Source organism: Streptomyces sp. NPDC005784 (assembly GCF_042871525.1).
Lineage (GTDB): Bacteria > Actinomycetota > Actinomycetes > Streptomycetales > Streptomycetaceae > Streptomyces.
In genome coordinates this window covers 435271-453516 of record NZ_JBIAIQ010000003.1, presented here as the reverse complement: position 1 = coordinate 453516, position 18246 = coordinate 435271, and the positions used below count along the sequence as shown (strand labels likewise).

Genomic DNA, 18246 nt, shown 5'->3' with positions numbered 1-18246 from the left:
CGTGCCGCCTGAGCGGGGTGCTTGAGTTGGCCCCTGAGCGTGGCCCTGAGCGTGGCCCTGAGGGGGGCTCCGCGGCGGGGTGCTCGGGGTGGGCCGCCTGAGCGGGGGCTGGGTGGGTCCCCTGAGCGGGGCGCTTGAGTGGGGCGCCCGGGGGGCCCGTGAGCGTGGCCCGATTGGGGGCTCCGCAGAGGGGCGCTTGCAGGGGTGGCGTGCGGGCGGTTGGCGCGGGCACGCGGTCGATCACGCCACGCCTACCCGGCAGGCGGCCACCCCCAGGTGTCCTCCTCCTGGGGGTGGCCGCCTGCCGGGGGAGCACCCTTCGGGGTGCCCCGCCCGGCACGCGTCACACGGCAGGTCGTACGCCGTCGGCGGGAAGCCGCCCGGCCGGCCGGGCGAAGAACCCTGCGGTCGTCGCCACGAACCGCTCCCGGTCGTCGAGCCACGGGAAGTGCCCGGCCCCGGGCTGGACGGCCGACTCGGCGCGCGGGAACAGGGCGGCGACCTCGGCTATCGCGGGAGGCGGGGAGTTCAGGTCGACCTCCCCGGCGAGCACCAGCACCGAGGACGGCAGGTGGGCGAGCGCCGCCCGGGTGGCGTCCGGGGCGAAAGCGCCGTCGGCGTAGCGGGCCGCGGCCTCGTGGTTCTTGTGCGCGTCCTCCGCGTCCCGGTGCGCCCGGGCGGCCTCGTCCCAACGGCCGTACCAGAAAGGGGCGATGGCCCGGAACGCGTCCGCGTCCCCGTTTCCGGCGACGATCGCCTCCAGAGCCGCGAACGCCTCCGGGAACCACGGTTCGTCCCGGCGCAGCAGCGCCGTCTCCCGCCTGACCTCGGGAGCGATCTCGATCCCGACGGCGTAGACACTCGGGGTGATCAGCGCGAGCCGCGCGACGCGCTCCGGATGGCGCTGTACGTAGAGCAGCGCCAGATTCGTCCCGGCGGAGTGCGCGAGCAGGTCCATCCGGTCGAGGCCGAGGTGCTCGCGCAGCGCCTCGACGTCGTCGACGAGCCGGTCGCAGCGGTACGAGGCCGGGTCCGCCGGGATCGCGGACCCGCCGGTCCCGCGCGGGTCCGCCATGATCAGCCGCCGGTGCGCGGACAGCCCGCCCAGATCCCCGAGATACCCGCAGTCCTGCATCGGCCCGCCGGGCAGACACACCACCGGTGAGCCGTCCCCGAAGGTGTCGAAGGACAGCTCGGTCCCGTCGTACGCGGTGAAGGAAGGCATGGCGACGACTCTCGCAGCGGCGCCCGGACGGGGCAAACGAGATCCGGTGCTCCGGCGGACGTCGCACGGCGCGAGGGGACCCGGCACGGCCGATGTCCGAGCGGGGGCATACCGTGAGGAGTCGAACAACGACAGACGAAGCAGTCGGGAGCGAGGAGAACGGGATGGGCAGCCGTACCGCGCTGGTCGAGGATCTGATGGAGCGGTTCCCGCACGTGCCGCGGGAAGCCGTCATCAAGGAGGACCTGCTCCGCGGGGGCGTGGCCTTCGACGCGTCCGCCCTCAGCGACAACGAGAGCGGCGAGGTCAAGCCGAAGTCGTACTTCATCTTCTCCTTCGACCACGGCACCCTGCCCGAGCTCGGCGAGGCCGCGCTCCGGCGCCCGCCCGAGGAGATCATCCTCACCGGCGGCCCGTACGACCTGCGGCGAACCGTGGTCTCCGTACGCGTCAACCCGTCCTCGCCCTACCGGGTCGCCGCCGACGACGAGGGCGTCCTCGGGCTCTACCTCGACGGGAAGCGGATCTCCGACGTCGGGGTGCCGCCGATGCCCGAGTACTACCGGCACACCCTCTCGAACGGGAAGTCCGTGATGGAGGTGGCCCCGACGATCCAGTGGGGGTACCTCATCTACCTCACCGTCTTCCGCGTCTGCCAGTACTTCGGCGCCAAGGAGGAGTGCCAGTACTGCGACATCAACCACAACTGGCGCCAGCACAAGGCCGCCGGCCGCCCGTACACCGGCGTGAAGGACGTCGAGGAGGTCCTCGAAGCGCTGGAGATCATCGACCGCTACGACACCGCGAAGGCGTCGACGGCCTACACCCTCACGGGTGGCGCGATCACCAAGACGGTCGCCGGGCGCGACGAGGCCGACTTCTACGGGCACTACGCCAAGGCCATCGAGGAGCGGTTCCCGGGGCGGTGGATCGGCAAGGTGGTGGCCCAGGCGCTGCCGCGCGACGACGTGCAGCGGTTCAAGGACTACGGCGTGCAGATCTACCACCCCAACTACGAGGTGTGGGACCGCTGGCTGTTCGAGCTGTACTGCCCCGGCAAGGAGCGCTACGTCGGCAGGGACGAGTGGCACAAGCGCATCCTCGACTCCGCCGAGATCTTCGGCGCGCGCAACGTGATCCCCAACTTCGTCGCGGGCGTGGAGATGGCCGAGCCCTTCGGCTTCACCACGGTCGACGAGGCCATCGCGTCGACGACCGAGGGGCTGCGCTTCTTCATGTCGCACGGCATCACGCCCCGCTTCACCACCTGGTGCCCCGAGCCGACCACCCCGCTGGGCAAGGCCAACCCGAGCGGCGCACCGCTGGAGTACCACATCCGTCTGCTGGAGGCCTACCGCGCCACGATGGACGACTTCGGGCTCAAGTCGCCGCCCGGATACGGAGAGCCCGGTCCCGGCCGAGCGGTCTTCTCCGTCAGCTCCTTCATGGACAGCCTTCCCGCGCAGGAGCCCGCCTCCCAGGTGTGACCAGCGCCCCGAGGCGTACCCCGCACGGCCCGGACGTCATCCGTACGTCCGGGCCGCACGTGTCTTACCACGCCTGTACCGCGCCCGGACCACGAGCTGCCCTGCCCGGGGAGTGGTAGGTCCTGTGAAAGTTGAAGCAATCGGTTCCTGCCGGCCCGCGTTCCGTACGACACTCAGGGCGACCGGAGTCGGTCGGTCCGCCGGAGTCGGTCGGGTCACCGGAGTCGGACGGTCCACCCCGTGATCGCGCGACCGCATGATGTGACTACGTCGCTTGTCAGTTGTGTCGAACCCGTGAAAGGCTCTGGCCCGTTGTTGAGATGGTCCCCAACTCCGGCCGAAACATGGCGAGTTGGGCGTTGTGCGACGTCGCACATGGAAGCAATGGATGCAGGAGCCCCCCATGCCAGACCTGCCGACCCCCCAGGATGCCGCCGAGGCCGCGCTGTTCTCGGAATGCTGGGACGCGGTCCTGTCGTACGCCGATCTGTGCACATCCGGCTCCGCCGCGGCCACGCAGCTGGCCACCGAGGCGTTCACCCATGGCATCCATGAGGCGCGCTCGGTCATGGCCCGCACGAAGAATACCGGCCGCCGAACCCCCCGGCTGCCCCGAATTCCCTTGCTGCTGAACTCGGTTCGGACCACCGCCGCCGCCTGGGAGGCGCACGGCCAGGGCCACCGGCTGGACCCCGACCTCAGACTCTGGCTCAACTCCGAGAAGGCCGACCGCTATACCGGACCTCCGCTGCACCGCCCGATCGCGCTGCGGGGCTTGAGGGATCTTCAGGAACCCGACGCGGCACTGCTGTGGCTGGTCGAGGTGGAGGCGCTCCCGCTGCCCGCGGTGGCCCGGCGGCTGGGGCTCGACCCGGTGGCGGCCGCCGAGGAACTCGGCCAGGTGCGGGCGCTGTTCAGGGACCGGTGCCATCGCAACCACCTCGACACGCCGATGGACGCGAACTGCCGCAGCTACGCCCGCCTTCTCGACGCGGTCACCCGCTCGCCGGGCGCCGAGACTCCCGAGGACCTCTCGCAGCATCTCTCCCGCTGCGTGGAGTGCGCGGAGGCCGCCGCCTGTCTGCGGCTGCACGGCGGCGGACTGCCCGCGGCGCTCGCGGGCGGGGTGATCGGCTGGGGCGGCCTCGCCTATCTGGAACGCAGACGCCGCGCCGCCGAAGCGGGGCTGGTGGGCGGGCGCACGGACGCGGCGGTCGACACCGGTGTCGCCGAGGCCAAGGAAGCCGCGCCCAGAGTCGGCCGCACCGGACTGCTGGTCGCCGCCGTCATCGTCTCCGGCCTCGCGCTCACGGTCTCACTGATGCCCTTCGGTGCCGGGAACGACGGCGGCGCCGCCGCGCGTGGCGACTCGGCCGACCGTCAGCCGGTGGCCGACCCCGGTGTGTCGTCCCCGCTGGCGACCACCCGCGCCGAGGGCACTCTCGTCTCGCCCGAACCCGCGGACCCCAGCGCCGACGCGGGCTCGAAACCCGACCCCGAACCGCAGAGCACGTCGTCGCCCTCGGCCCACACCCCCGGCAGCACTCCGGGCTCCAAGGTCTCCACGAAACCCACGGACTCCACGAAGAGCCCCGCGTCCTGCCAGGTGAAGTACGACATCGTCGACCAGTGGACGGACGGCTTCCAGGCCACCGTCACCGTCACGTCCGCCGAAGCCCTCGACTCCTGGCAGATCGCCTGGACCTTCGACGACGGCCAGCGGGTCACTCAGATGTGGGACGGCACGGTCGCCCAGAACGGCTCCCACGTGACCGCGACCGCCGCCGACTACAACAAGTCGGTCGCCGCGGGCGGTTCCTTCGCCGTCGGCTTCCTCGGCAGCTGGCACGACAAGAACGCGGCCCCGGACGCCTTCACCCTCAACGGCGGACGCTGTACGACCGCTCACTGACCCGTCGGCCCGTCGGCGCGTCGATTCCCCGGGCGATGGACGGGCGGGCGAGGACCCCGTACGGATCCGCCGGCTCCGCGACTTCGCGGCTGCACCGAGCACTCCACCGGCACCGGGCCGGGCAGCCCCGCCGTCGCCTACGCCGAGTGCCGCGTCGGCGACGTCACCTGCTGGGGAGCGGGCTGGGACACCTCGGTCCTGACCGCATCGGTCCACGCGGTCATGTCAGCCGTCAACCGTTCCGGCCAGGCCGCCTCGTAGGCCGACTCTGGATACCGCACGTCACAACTCCGTGTGGCGCGCGGGGTGCTGGTTCGGTGATCGGGGCACACAACGCAGAAAAGGGCGGTTGCGCCACCGGGAAATCGGTGGCGCAACCGCCCCTGACCGTACGGAGGATCAGGCCGCGCCGATGCTTTACCGGCCGCAGGAGCCCGCATGGGATTCGACTTCGCTGAAGGCCTGCGGTGGGAGGCTGCTCGTCTCGGCGACCCGGTCGTTCTCGCGTACAGAGCCACGGCGGCCCTGGTGGGGGGACCCGTCAGGCGGTTTCGGCGTTGAGGACCGGCCTCGCGGGCTTGCGGGTGTGGGCCCATGAGGGCTTCCTGTGTCCAGGGCCCGACTCACTCTGCTTTCACTATCTGTGACGGTGAGACAGGTCGGCTGCAGTCAGTCAGACCCACTCAAGCTCCAAGGCCCGCCGTCGGGGCCCTCCGCACGGCCGGAGTGAAGAACATCATGGCCGGCCTGCGCCCCAACGCCCGCAACCCCCGCCCTCCTCGCGCTCCTCGGCCTCGGATGAGCGCGAACCGGACATCACGCGACTACGTCGAAGCCTTGGCTCCCGGACCATCGATGACAGGGACCACGGCTGGGGTGTCAGTCTGCTGAAGTATCCTTCCCGGCGCCGCACACCGACTGGGAGGACCAAGAGAATTGACTGGCCTGGCTGCTTTCCCACTGCCCTTTCATGCTGCCCGTTCCATATCGTTCGCGACACCGCGAACGCTGCGGGAACTTGAGATGATGCAGTGCAGCGCACACATTCGAGCGAAGCCGGCGTGGTTCGACAAGATGAACGACGCCGACATCGTCGCCAGGTGGACGCAAGAAGCGGTCGCCCAGGGCCTCACCGAAGCGCAGGTTCGTTACGTGCTTGCCGAACTCGTGCATTACGCCGCGCTGCGGGACGGACGAACCGGCGTCGAGGTGTCCGCCGTCGACGGGGTGTGGCAGTCGGACGCACTGGTCGACGACAAGCTCGGATCCCGGCTGCGCGAGGCGGTTCGGGTTCTGGAACAGGTCCCCGAAGCAGAACGGGACTGGCATCCCGGATCCGACGGCCAGGTGCTGGATCTGGTTCATCCCTCACTGTTCTGCCTGGTGAGAGGGGTGAGCGGCGGGCCCGAGCGGGCATGGCAGAACCCGACGAACCGCTACTCGAAGTACGAGTTCTCGGAGAAGTTCCAGTGGCTCCCCACGGACGTCGACGTCAGTGACGACGGCGATGTCACCTTCCGTTCGTACGTCAACAACGTCCACCCCGAGACTCATCACGAACTGGCTTCCGTCCTGCCGGACTTGTTCGCACGCTTGCGCCCGCTGCTGGAGAACGTGCTCACCGATCTGCGCCATCCGCGCCCCTTGCGGATCGAGGCCGATCCTTACGGGTGGTACGAGTCGCGGGAGCCGGAGTGTCCGGACAAGTCCTCCTACAGTGATGGTGAGGCCTACGAAGAAGCCTTCCGCGCATGGGAAGAGGCCCACGACGAGTGGTGGGAAAACCGTCGCCCGACCATCCCGGACGCCCCGGCCTTCACCCCGCCCGAGCTGCCTGACGAATCCGCCCGAGTCGACCTGCGCGGTCGCCGTCTCCAGGTCATCGTCAAGCTCGCCACCATTCATCTCACCCCGGACAAGCCCGAGTACCCCGGCGGTTCCTGGCATGTCGAGGGGATGCTGAACGAGCGGATCGTCTCGACCGGCATCTACTACTGGGACAGCGAGAACATCACCGAAAGCCGGCTGAGTTTCCGGGCGGCACTCGACGACCCGAACTACGAACAGAACGACGACAACGGGCTGCGTGAGGTCTACGGCCTGGAGGACGAGGACGCACTGAACCAGATGCTGGGCTCGGCATCGACCCCGGCGGGCCGCTGCCTGGCGTTCCCGAACATCCTGCAGCACCGCGTCGGCTCATTCCGCCTCTCGGACCACACCCGCCCGGGACATCGCAAGATTCTCGCCTTCTTCCTGGTCGACCCGTCGGAAGAGATCACCTCGACGTCCGACGTGCCACCGCAACAACCATGGTCCGACACCTCGACCATGACGCTTGAACAGGCCAAGAGCTACCGCGAACAGCTCATGCAGGAACGCAAGTTCTTCGTCGACGAACACAACGAGCAGCTCTACGAACGAGAGTTCTCCCTCTGCGAGCACTGAACCTCTTCTGTCCTGAATACGTGCAGGTCAGGAGGGTGTGGACGGCCTGGACGATGATGCCGATGCGGCGGGTGGAGTATCTGGCCCGCCGGAGCAGTCGCCAGAAAAGAACTGGCCCCCCGCTGAGACATGCGGCTAGGGTCAAGTTGTTCCAAGGCGGCCACTGGTCGCCGTTGTCGGCTGAGCGTGATGGGGAGGTGTGACCGATGGCTGTCGTTGCGATGGGCGTTGCCCGCATCCAGAGGTTCATCAAGTCCACCTCCGTGGCCGCCGGCTGACCTTCCTCTTCCTTCGCGCCGCAGTGCGCGTCGCCGGGGCCGCCCTTGTGAAGGGTCTCCCTTGACTTCCAGCTCCGCCCTCCCGACCTCGTCCGCCTCCCTGGGCCTCTCCCCGCTCGTTCCGTACGGCTGGGACGACGCCTGGGCGGAAGAGTTCGCTCCCTACGACGCCGAAGGGCTCGTCGCCGGACGAGTGATCCGGGTCGACCGTGGCCAGTGCGATGTCGCCACCGCCGACGGGGTCATCCGCGCCGACACCGCGTTCGTGACACCGCACGATCCGCTCCGGGTCGTGTGCACCGGCGACTGGGTCGCTGTCGAACCGTCCGGCAACCCGCGCTACGTACGGGCGTATCTGCCGCGCCGTACGGCCTTCGTACGCTCCACCTCCTCCAAGCGGTCCGAGGGACAGATCCTCGCGGCCAACGTCGACCACGCCGTCGTGGCCGTCTCGCTCGCCGTGGAACTCGACCTCGGCCGCATCGAACGCTTCCTCGCGCTGGCCTGGGAGTCCGGCGCACAGCCCGTGGTCGTCCTCACCAAGGCCGACCTGGTTCCGGAGGCGGCGACCCTCGGGCATCTCGTCCAGGACGTGGAGACCTCCGCGCCCGGCATTCCCGTGCTCGCCGTCAGCTCCGCGACGGGGGCGGGGCTCGACATCCTCGAAGCGGTGCTCGCCGGTGGTACGGCCGTCCTGCTCGGGCAGTCCGGCGCGGGCAAGTCGACCCTGGCCAACGTGTTGCTGGGCGAGGACGTCATGGAAGTACAAGCCATCCGCGACATGGACGGCAAGGGGCGGCACACCACGACGACCCGCAACCTTCTCGCGCTGCCCGGCGGCGGTGTCCTCATCGACACCCCGGGGCTGCGCGGAGTCGGACTCTGGGACGCCGCGAGCGGGGTCGGGCAGGTGTTCTCCGAGATCGAGGAGTTCGCCGCCGACTGCCGCTTCCAGGACTGCGCCCATGTCGCCGAGCCCGGGTGCGCGGTGCTGGCGGCCGTCGACTCCGGCGAACTGCCGGACCGACGGCTGGAGAGCTACCGCAAGCTGCTCCGCGAGAACCAGCGGATCGTCGCCAAGACGGACGCACGCGTCCGGGCCGAGATCCGCCGCGACTGGAAGCGCAAGGGGGCGGAGGGCCGCGCCGCCATGGAGGCCAAGCGCGGGCGCTGGTAACCGGCGACGGGGTGGAGGACCGCAGACTCCCCACGGCCCTCCACCCCGGACTACCGGACCCCACCGGACCACCGGACCACCGGACGAGCCCGGACCACTTCGGACTGCTGGACGAGCCCGGACCACTTCGGACTGCTGGACGAGCCCGGACCACTCCGGACTGCTGGACGAGCCCGGACCACTCCGGACCGCCGGACCGTCCCGGACCGCCGGACCGTCCGACCGTCCCGGACCGCCGGACCGTCCGACCGTCCCGGACCGCCGGACCGTCCGACCGTCCCGGACCGCCGGACCGTCCGACCGTCCCGGACCGCCGGACCGTCCCGGACCGCCGGACCGTCCGACCGCCCGACCGTCGGGTCCCGTCCCGGGCCGGTCCGGGACGGGACCGGCCTGCGCTCGGGCCGGTGTGTCGTGGCGTGGGTCCGGGCCGTAGTGTCGTGTCCGATTTCCGCCAGCTCTGTCGTGGGGTCCGGGCCACACTGGAAGGGTGGACGACGAGGACGCCAGGTACGAGGACACCAGGTACGAGGCCGTGCGGAGCCGGGACGCCCGGTTCGACGGGGAGTTCTTCTTCGCCGTGCGGACGACGGGAATCTACTGCAGGCCCAGCTGCCCCGCGGTGACGCCGAAGCGGCGGAACGTGCGGTTTTACGCGACGGCCGCCGCCGCGCAGGGTTCGGGCTTCCGGGCCTGCCGCAGATGTCGCCCGGACGCCGTTCCGGGCTCGGCGGCCTGGAACGTACGGGCAGATGTCGTCGGCCGCGCCATGCGCCTGATCGGTGACGGCGTGGTGGACCGCGAGGGCGTCGGAGGCCTCGCCACGCGCCTCGGGTACAGCGCCCGCCAGGTCCAGCGGCAGCTCACGGCGGAGGTCGGCGCGGGTCCGGTCGCGCTGGCCAGGGCCCAGCGGGCGCACACCGCGCGGATCCTGCTCCAGACCACGGAACTCCCCGTCACCCAGATCGCGTTCGCGGCGGGGTTCGCCAGCGTGCGCCAGTTCAACGACACGATCCGCACGGTCTACGCGTCGACACCGAGCGAGCTGCGTGCCGCGGCGCCGCGCACCGGCCCGGCCGCCCCGAGCGCGGCCACCCCCACCGCGGGTGTTCCGCTCCGGCTCGCCTACCGGGGGCCCTACCAGTCCACCGCCGTCTTCGACCTGCTGGCAGCCGAGGCCGTTCCGGGCGTCGAGGCCGTCGGCGGCACCCGTGGCCGTCGTACGTACCGGCGCACGCTCCGGCTGCCGTACGGCACCGGAATCGTGGCCGTGGAAGAGCGGCCGGGCACCGGCGCGGGTCGCCCCCGCTCCGGAGGGACGAGCGGCACCGCGCGAGCACCGGGCCCCACCGACGCCGCCCACCCCGGTGGCTGGCTCGACGCCCGGCTGCACCTCACCGATCTCCGGGACCTCACCACCGCCGTACAGCGGCTCAGGCGCCTGTACGACCTCGACGCCGATCCGTACGCCGTCGACGCGCGGCTGGGAGCCGACGCGCGGCTGGGTCCACTGGTCGCGGCACGGCCGGGCCTGCGGTCGCCGGGCGCCGCCGATCCGGACGAACTGGCGGTGCGCGCGCTGGTCGGAGAGGCGGAGGCCGAGCGGCTGGTGCTGCGGTACGGGAAGGTGCTGGACGCCCCGTGCGACACGCTCACGCATCTCTTCCCCGAGGCCGCCGTGCTCGCGGAGGCGGAGCCGGACGGCCCGCTCGGCGCGCTGACCACCGCCCTCGCCGACGGCACCCTGCGTCTCGACCCGGGGGCCGACCGCGAAGAGGCGCGAGCGGCGCTGCTCGCGCTGCCCGGCGTCGACGAAGGCACCGCCGCCGTCATCCGCACCCGGGCCCTCGGCGACCCGGACGTGGCACCGCCCGGCGCCGAAGCCCCGGAGACTTGGCGCCCGTGGCGCTCGTACGCCGTCCAACATCTGAGGGTGGCGCAGGAGTTGTAGCGGAACGGCGCGAGCAGGGCGGTGGCCGCTCAGTCGTCGAGGCCCCAACTGTGGATCCGTCTCGGATGGATCCGGATCAGTTCCTCACTGAAGTGGGGTCCCAAGTCGTGTGCGCCGGTGAGGAGTTCAGCTTCACCGCGGATGTCGATGCCGCGGACCTTCCACGGCTTGAGGCTGACGATGTCGTCGACGACCAGGGCGACCTTCGGGTTCTTCTGGAGGTTGCGCCACTTCTTCGTGGTGCCCATCGCGTAACCGCCGATCAGGATCGTCCCGTCCTCCTGAGGGAAGAAGCCGACGGGGTTGGCCTGGGGCTGCCCGAGAGGGTCGACGGTGGCCAGTCGCCCCAGCCTCTGCGACCTCAGATACGCGCGCTCGGCTTCACTGAATTCGGTCATGACAGCAGCCAAACACGCCCCCGCCCGCGGCGCATCGGGTTCCGGCCCCAGGACCGGGGGAGGAGGGGTCTCGTACCCCGTCCGGTTCAGTCCGGTCCGTTCGGGCGCGGCCGATGGTGTGACGGTGCGTTGTGGGGGGACCAGGCTCGGGGAAGCCATGGCCCCATGACCCGCGCGATCATTTTCCGGCGTCTTCTCGTCCTCCTGGTGACCGCCCTGGTCGTCACCTCGCCGAGCGAGATCGCCGAAGCGCGGTCCACACCCGCCCGCGTCGCCTCGAAGCCGGCCGGGACCTGGACGGGCGCCTGGACAGGCACCTGGGAGGCCGCGGCCTCCGGTACCGTGCCCGCGCTGCCCGGCGCCTCGATCCGCAACGTCGTGCACACCAGCGTCGGCGGTCGGGCCGCTCGCGTCCGTCTCTCCAACCGGCTCGGCACGAGACCGCTCCGACTCGGTTCCGTGGCACTGGCATTGCAGCGGCCGGGTGAGCCGAGGAGCCCCCGGGCCGTCGAGGGCTCCGTGCGCGCGGTCACCTTCGCCGGGGCCAGGTCGGTCACCGTCCCCGTCGGCCGGGACCTGGTCAGCGACCCCGTCGCCCTGCCGGTCCCCGCCGACGCCAACCTCCTGGTCTCGGTGCACACCCCGGCCGACTCGGGCCCGGCGACCTACCACCGCTCCGCGCTCCAGGCCAACTTCATCGCTCCCCGGGGCGATCGGACCGCCGAGGAGAGCGGCGCCGCCTACACCACCACCGTCGACAGCTGGTACTACGTGACCGGCGTCGACGTGCTCGGCTCTTCGGCCGCGGGCAGTGTGGTCGCGCTCGGCGACTCGATCACCGACGGCACCGGCTCCTCGCCGGACGCCAACCACCGCTGGCCCGACCGGCTCGCCGCCCGGCTGCGCGGCCTTCCCGCGCACCGCGGGCCCGGCGTGCTCAACGCGGGGATCGCCGGGAACCGCGTCCTGCTCGACGACCGGGGTCCGAGCGCTCTGACCCGCCTGGACACCGACGTCTTCTCCCGCGCGGGCGTCCGCACGATGATCGTGCTGGAGGGCATCAACGACATCAAGGGAACACCGGAGCAGAAGGACCCCCGCGCCCTGGAGAACGCCTACCGGCTCGTCGTGCGCCGCGCCCATGCCCGCGGCATCCGGGTCATCGGCGCCACGATCACCCCGTACGGCGGTCATGTCGCGTACACCCCGGCCCGGGAAGCCGTGCGGCAGGCGGTCAACGCCGCCATCCGTACGCACCGGATCTTCGACGGGGTCGCGGACTTCGACGCCACCGTCCGGGACCCGGCGCGCCCGAGCCGTATCCTCCCCGCCTACGACCCCGGCGACCATCTGCACTTCAACGACGCCGGCATGCGCGCGCTGGCCGACGCGGTCGATCTGCGTTCCCTCGCATAGAACTCGCATAGAAGACGTACGCGCGCCGGCCCTGATCGGCGGAGGCCCGGACACGGGTCCCCCGCCAGCGGGCTCAGCCCCAGATCACCGCGCCCAGCCACGCGCCCAGGATCAACAGGCAGGCGAAGAGTTCCGTCAGCACGCTCCAGCCGCCCGCCCGCATCGCGGTCCGCACCGAGGTCTTCGCCGGCCCGTGCCCGCCGAGGCGCAGCCGCTCGCTGAGGTAGATCCCGCCGACGAAACCGGGGACGGCGCCGACCACCGGCACCAGGAAGAATCCGAGGATCGCCCCGCCACCCGCGTACACCGCCATCCGGGTGGTGGCGCCGCTCTCACGCAGCCGTCGTGGCGGCAGCATCCAGCGGATGGCCTGGGCGAACAGCAGGACCGCGGTCGCCCCGACGAGGACGGCCCAGGACAGGGTCTGCGGGTAGCTCAGCGCCCACCACAGGACCGCGGCCCAGACGAGCCACGACCCCGGCAGACCGGGTACCAGTACTCCGACCAGGCCGAGCAGAATCACCACGCCGACCAGCAGGAGTTCCCACACTCCCATCTGCCCAGCCTGCCCGAGCGGGCGGGAAACCGCAGGTCAGTCCCGCGCCACCCAGTCGCGCTCGTACGCGTGCCAGCCCAGTTGCAGCCGGGTCGTCACGCCTGTCAGCTCCATCAGGCGCTTGACCCGGCGCTGTACGGTCCTGAGGCCCAGGTCGAGCTGTTTGGCCACGCTCGCGTCGGTGAGCCCCGCGAGGAGGAGGGAGAGGATCTCCAGATCGGTGCCGTCCGGGCCCTCCGGTTCCTGCTCCAGCACGCCCCGGCTGCCCAGCCGCAGCGGCAGCGCGTCCCGCCACACCGACTGGAACAGCCCCGACAGCAGCTCCAGGAGTCCGCTGGCATGCACGACCAGCGCGGCCGGCTCCGCGGTGTGCGAGGTGAGCGGCACCATCGCGAGCGCCCGGTCGGCGATCACCAGCTTGGTCGGCACCTGGTCCACGACCCGCACCTGCTCGTCGCGGCCGAGAGCGGCCGACAGCTCGGAGATCCCACCGGGCTGGTCGAGGACGGACCGTTCGACGACCACGCGGTAAGCGACACCCCGGCCCGCGGCCTGCTCCTCGGCGTCGTTGTCCGCGCCGGAGACCACCATCGGGGTCCCGGTGACCAGCGCGCACACCTCGTCGCTGGCGCCCAGCTGGAGCTGGAGGAACCGCTGCGAGACCGCCGCCGCGCCGATCACCACCTCGACCAGGTCGTGCACGGCCGGCTCGCCGGCCGCGCCCCGGTACTCCTCGGCCAGCAGCGCGGCCGCCAGCTCCGCCTTCTCCAGCTCGTGGCGCTGCTGGGTGAGCAGCGCGCCGAGGGCGACTCCCGGCGGCGCGGCGACCCAGCGTCCGGGCCGTGCCGAGGACTGGGCGGCCAGACCGTGCCGCTCCAGCCGGCGCAGCGCGCGCTCCGTCTCGTACTCGCCGAGCGTGAGCCGACGCGCGAGATCGGGCACCTCGGCGGCGCCCACGGACACCAGCGCGCGGTACGCCGACTCGTGAGTCTCGTCCAGACCTATCGCTCCCAGCATGCGGCGATGTCCCTCCCGTGGATGCGTTCCGGCCGGTCGGCGGAGCCGTGGCGGAAATCGGCCACGGCACAAACCCGCCGCGGCACATCATCGCCGTACCCCCCGCCCCTCTGACAAGCTCACGTCACCGCAGCATCAACTACCGTCCTTAATGCCCCGCTTGGGGCAGTCCAGTAGGAAAGAGGCTGAACCGGCTCGCGGACCGCGACCCTTCACGGCTCGCAGACAGTCGGGATCGGACTCGGGACCGAACCAGGTGCTGAACTCACTGCTCGACTGGCCGACGCCGAACGGCATTCGGCCATCCGGACAGTGACCCGGGTCTGTCCGCCAGGTGCGTCGGGCCCCGGTCGTCCAGGCGCCGCCGGGCGGTTCTCCCGTGGGGGGTGGGACCGCCCGGCGGTCAGGTGTTCGCACGTTTCAGTGCGCATTCCTGTTCGACGGTTCACTCGGCACGCCGTTCGACGGGCTGCACCTTGGCCGGTTTTTCCGGATGCCCCGTTTTCAACCGGCTGTCTCGGTGGACAATCGGGAGCATGAGCCAGCAGGGGGAGAAGCCCACCGGTCACGAGGACGACTGGTGGAGGCAGTTGTACGACGACTCCACCGAGGACACGGGGCCCGCGGCCGTGGCCGATTCCCTCGACGACCGGTTCGAGTCGGCGTCGGGAACGGTCGGGGGCGGGCTCGATCCGGGTCCGGAATCCGGGTCGGACACGCGGCGAGCATCGGAACCGGCGCAACCATCGGAACCGAGGCCCCCGTCCGATGCGAGGCCCGTTTCGGATTCGAGGTCTGTGCCGGATTCGGCATCCGTGTCCGACTCGGCGGCCGACCTGGGGCGCGGCTCCGTCCGGCGGTCCGACGCGGGCGGGCTCGACGGTCCGCCGCGCCCGGAGCGGCCGCCCGCCGTGCCGGGGTCCTCGTCCCCCGAGCCGGGGAAGCAGCCTCCCCCGCTGCCGAGGCAGCCTCCCGCCGTATCGGGACAGCGCGGTGGCCCCTCGGCCTCCGCTGCCCGGCCCGACGCGACCCCGCACGACGAGTCGGTGTCGCGGCCCGGCCGGTGGGAGCGCGGCCCGGTGCCGGGGCCCGGTGCCGACATGGGCCCGCCCGGCCGGGGCGGAGCCCCTTCGGAGCCGCCCTCCTGGGAACCCACCCCCTGGGAGCCCACGGCTTGGGAGCCCCCGTCCTGGGAGCTCCCGCCCCCCGCCCAGGCCTCTGCCCCGGCCCAGGCCGTTCCCGCGCCCTTCCCGCCCGGCCCGAAACCGCCGGGGTTCACCGCGCAGGAGCCGTCCCCGGACGCGTCCGGGGACACCCGGAGCGACACGTACTCGGAACCTCCCGCGGCGCGGGTGCCCGCGTCGAGGGCGCCGTCGGGCGTGCCGCCGAAACCCGTGTCGGCTCCTGCCCCACCCCCGGGCGCGGCTCCCCCCGGCCCCGCAGCGGCCGTCCTGCCCAGCACCACCGGGGGCTTCCGGACACCGCCCGAGTCGGCCCCCGAGGACATGCCCGCGGGCGAGCCCCGGGAGACCGTCCTCTCCGTCGTCCAGCCGCCGCCCTCCGTCGGCCACGTCGGCTCCGGCCCGCCCACCTACGACCCCGAACCGACCGCTCTGCCGCCCGCCGAGCCGGACGAACTCGCCGACCTGGTCGCCGACACCGTGCTGGACGGCGCACGCTACGGAACGAGCACGCTGCGGGCCGTGTCCGTACGCGGGGACTCCGCGCGGTACCGGGGCGAGCCGCGCCGGGACGCGCTGCTCACCGCCCGTTTCGGGACGGGCGAGCAGGCGCTCGTGCTGGTGGCGATGGCGACCGGCGCCCGCGCGACCCCGGGAGCGCACCGGGCCGCGGCGGAGGCGTGCCGGTGGATCGGGCAGGCCGTCGGGCGCAGCCACGAGCGGCTGGCCGACGACATCAGGGCCGCCCGGCGCGGCGACCTGAAGTCCGGGCTGCAGCGGCTCACCGACCGCAGCCTCGGCAAACTGCGGGCGAGCGCGGCGGAGCAGGGCGTCGAACCCGAGGAGTACGCCGCCGGCCTGCGCTGTCTGCTGCTGCCCGCAGATCCGGAGTGCCGTACCCGGGTCTTCTTCGGCGTGGGCGCGGGCGGTCTGTTCCGGCTGCGGGACGGCGAATGGCAGGACATCGAACCGCGCGTCGCCGACACCATCGGGGAGCCCGTCGTCGGCTTCGGATCGCCGCCCCACGAGACCCCCGAGGGCGACCGGCTCACCATGGACCTGGGCATCACGACGCCCCCGAGCCCCTACGAACCCGCTCCGCGGCCGCCGCACGCCCCCTTCAGGTTCCGGGCCTCCATCGCCCGTCCGGGTGACACGCTCCTGCTGTGCACGGGCGGCCTGGCGGAGCCGCTGCGCGGCGAACCCGAGCTGGCCGAGTATCTGACGACACGGTGGTCGGCGGGGGAGCCGCCCGGCCTCGCCGCGTTCCTCGCGGACAGCCTCGTGCGGGTCAAGGGGTACTCCGACGACCGGACGGCCGCCGCCGTGTGGGAGGCGTAAGCGCGCAGGCTGTGAATTGATGGAACCGAGGGACGGGCCGAGGGGCAGGGGGACCCGAGGCACCCGAGGGCATCGAGGATCACGAAGAGGTGCGTGCAGCATGGCCAAGCAGAACGTCGCCGAGCAGTTCGTCGACATCCTGGTCCGCGCCGGCGTCAAGCGGCTGTACGGAGTCGTGGGCGACAGCCTCAACCCGGTCGTGGACGCGATCCGGCGCAACGCGGCCATCGACTGGATCCAGGTCCGCCACGAGGAGACCGCCGCCTTCGCCGCGGGCGCCGAGGCCCAGATCACCGGCAAGCTCGCGGCCTGCGCCGGCTCCTGCGGCCCGGGCAACCTCCACCTCATCAACGGTCTGTACGACGCGCACCGCTCGATGGCCCCGGTACTGGCCCTCGCCTCGCAGATTCCCTCCAGCGAGATCGGTCTCGGCTACTTCCAGGAGACCCATCCCGACCAGCTCTTCCGCGAGTGCAGTCACTACAGCGAACTCATCTCCAGTCCCAAACAGATGCCGCGGCTGCTCCAGACCGCCATTCAGCACGCGGTGGGCCAGTCCGGTGTCAGCGTGGTCTCGCTGCCCGGCGACATCGCCTCCGCGCCCGCCCCGGACAAGACCGTCGAGACCGCGCTCGTCACCTCCCGGCCCAGCGTCCGGCCCGGCGACACCGAGATCGACAAGCTCGTCGCGATGATCGACGAGGCGGAGAAGGTCACGCTCTTCTGCGGCGCCGGCACGGCGGGCGCGCACGCCGAGGTCATGCAGTTCGCCGAGAAGATCAAGTCCCCGGTCGGGCACGCGCTGCGCGGCAAGGAATGGATCCAGTACGACAACCCGTTCGACGTCGGAATGAGTGGGCTTCTCGGCTACGGCGCGGCCTACGAGGCGACCCATGAGTGCGATCTCCTCATCCTGCTGGGCACCGACTTCCCGTACAACGCCTTCCTCCCGGACGACGTCAAGATCGTTCAAGTCGATGTGCGGCCCGAGCACTTGGGGCGCCGGTCGAAGCTGGACCTGGCGGTGTGGGGCGATGCGAGGGAGACGCTGCGCTGTCTGATCCCGCGAGTGCGACCCAAGGGCAATAGGCGCTTTCTCGACAAAATGCTGAAGAAACACGCGGACGCCCTCGAAGGGGTCGTCAAGGCGTACACCCGCAAGGTCGACAGGCACGTCCCGATCCATCCCGAGTACGTCGCCTCCGTGCTCGACGAACTCGCCGACGACGACACGGTGTTCACTGTCGACACCGGGATGTGCAACGTCTGGGCGGCCCGCTACATCTCGCCCAACGGCAGCCGCCGTGTGATCGGTTCGTTCTCGCACGGGTCGATGGCGAACGCGCTGCCGATGGCGATCGGCGCCCAGTTCACCGACCGGAGGCGGCAGGTCGTGTCGATGTCCGGCGACGGCGGATTCTCCATGCTGATGGGCGACTTCCTCACTCTCGTGCAGTACGACCTGCCGGTGAAGGTCGTACTCTTCAACAACTCCTCCCTCGGCATGGTCGAGTTGGAGATGCTCGTCGCCGGGTTGCCCTCCTACGGCACCGCCAACAAGAACCCCGACTTCGCGGAGGTGGCCCGTGCGTGCGGGGCGTACGGCGTCCGGGTCGAGAAGCCCAAGCAGCTCGCCGGCGCCCTCAAGGACGCCTTCCGCCACAAGGGGCCGGCCCTCGTCGACATCGTCACCGACCCGAACGCGCTCTCCATCCCGCCGAAGATCAGCGCGGACATGGTGACGGGCTTCGCGCTCTCGGCGTCGAAGATCGTGCTGGACGGCGGAGTCGGCCGCATGGTGCAGCTGGCCCGCTCCAACCTGCGCAACGTGCCCCGCCCGTAAGGGCGTCGGCCCCGTG

At 71.5% G+C, this 18246-nt stretch carries 12 protein-coding genes and 2 pseudogenes; 9 read left to right on the top strand and 5 right to left on the bottom strand.

Annotated elements, in window-relative coordinates:
* Positions 1-343: 343 nt before the first annotated feature.
* A complete protein-coding gene (locus ACFYR3_RS07415) occupies positions 344-1225 on the bottom strand; it encodes an alpha/beta hydrolase (RefSeq protein WP_355840107.1) in 882 nt (293 codons plus the stop codon).
* 164 nt (positions 1226-1389) lie between these two features.
* Between ACFYR3_RS07415 and ACFYR3_RS07410 the strand changes: the two genes are divergently transcribed.
* The 4 genes and pseudogenes from ACFYR3_RS07410 to ACFYR3_RS07395 all read left to right on the top strand — a co-directional run bounded on the left by ACFYR3_RS07410 (position 1390) and on the right by ACFYR3_RS07395 (position 7072).
* The gene (locus ACFYR3_RS07410) at positions 1390-2712 is read left to right on the top strand and encodes a radical SAM protein (protein ID WP_389281927.1); all 1323 of its coding nucleotides are present in this window, start codon (positions 1390-1392) and stop codon (positions 2710-2712) included.
* Positions 2713-3115: 403 nt separating this feature from the next.
* Positions 3116-4624 (top strand): cellulose binding domain-containing protein, encoded by a 1509-nt coding sequence (locus ACFYR3_RS07405; protein ID WP_355840109.1) that lies wholly within the window; start codon positions 3116-3118, stop codon positions 4622-4624.
* Between the two features lie 153 nt (positions 4625-4777).
* Positions 4778-4885: pseudogene (locus ACFYR3_RS07400) on the top strand (alpha-isopropylmalate synthase regulatory domain-containing protein); the annotation flags it as partial.
* A 675-nt stretch (positions 4886-5560) separates the two neighbouring features.
* Positions 5561-7072 (top strand): DUF4246 domain-containing protein, encoded by a 1512-nt coding sequence (locus ACFYR3_RS07395; protein ID WP_389281925.1) that lies wholly within the window; start codon positions 5561-5563, stop codon positions 7070-7072.
* A gap of 10 nt (positions 7073-7082) precedes the next feature.
* On the opposite strand, the pseudogene ACFYR3_RS07390 reads toward ACFYR3_RS07395, so the two are convergent.
* Positions 7083-7175, bottom strand: a pseudogene (locus ACFYR3_RS07390) (IS5/IS1182 family transposase); the annotation flags it as partial.
* Positions 7176-7411: 236 nt separating this feature from the next.
* On the opposite strand from ACFYR3_RS07390, the gene rsgA reads away from it, so the two are divergent.
* Complete coding sequence (rsgA, locus tag ACFYR3_RS07385; RefSeq protein WP_355840111.1) at positions 7412-8527, top strand: ribosome small subunit-dependent GTPase A; 1116 nt, start codon at positions 7412-7414, stop codon at positions 8525-8527.
* Between the two features lie 490 nt (positions 8528-9017).
* Positions 9018-10478: an AlkA N-terminal domain-containing protein gene (locus tag ACFYR3_RS07380; protein ID WP_355840112.1), complete on the top strand. Its 1461-nt coding sequence runs from the start codon at positions 9018-9020 to the stop codon at positions 10476-10478.
* A 29-nt stretch (positions 10479-10507) separates the two neighbouring features.
* Here ACFYR3_RS07380 and ACFYR3_RS07375 read toward each other — a convergent pair whose 3' ends face one another.
* Entirely contained in the window at positions 10508-10876 is a 369-nt protein-coding gene (locus tag ACFYR3_RS07375) for a PPOX class F420-dependent oxidoreductase (protein ID WP_355840113.1), read from the bottom strand.
* 165 nt (positions 10877-11041) lie between these two features.
* Between ACFYR3_RS07375 and ACFYR3_RS07370 the strand changes: the two genes are divergently transcribed.
* Entirely contained in the window at positions 11042-12292 is a 1251-nt protein-coding gene (locus ACFYR3_RS07370; protein ID WP_355840114.1) for an SGNH/GDSL hydrolase family protein, read from the top strand.
* 73 nt (positions 12293-12365) lie between these two features.
* On the opposite strand, the gene ACFYR3_RS07365 is transcribed toward ACFYR3_RS07370, so the two are convergent.
* Entirely contained in the window at positions 12366-12848 is a 483-nt protein-coding gene (locus tag ACFYR3_RS07365) for a DUF456 domain-containing protein (RefSeq protein WP_389281922.1), read from the bottom strand.
* Positions 12849-12884: 36 nt separating this feature from the next.
* Positions 12885-13865, bottom strand: coding sequence for a helix-turn-helix domain-containing protein (locus ACFYR3_RS07360; RefSeq protein WP_355840116.1), 981 nt, complete (start codon positions 13863-13865; stop codon positions 12885-12887).
* A 536-nt stretch (positions 13866-14401) separates the two neighbouring features.
* Between ACFYR3_RS07360 and ACFYR3_RS07355 the strand changes: the two genes are divergently transcribed.
* On the top strand, positions 14402-16387 hold the full coding sequence (locus ACFYR3_RS07355; RefSeq protein ID WP_389281919.1) for a protein phosphatase 2C domain-containing protein: 1986 nt from the start codon (positions 14402-14404) through the stop codon (positions 16385-16387).
* A gap of 100 nt (positions 16388-16487) precedes the next feature.
* On the top strand, positions 16488-18230 hold the full coding sequence (locus tag ACFYR3_RS07350) for a pyruvate dehydrogenase (protein WP_355840118.1): 1743 nt from the start codon (positions 16488-16490) through the stop codon (positions 18228-18230).
* Positions 18231-18246: the final 16 nt, after the last annotated feature.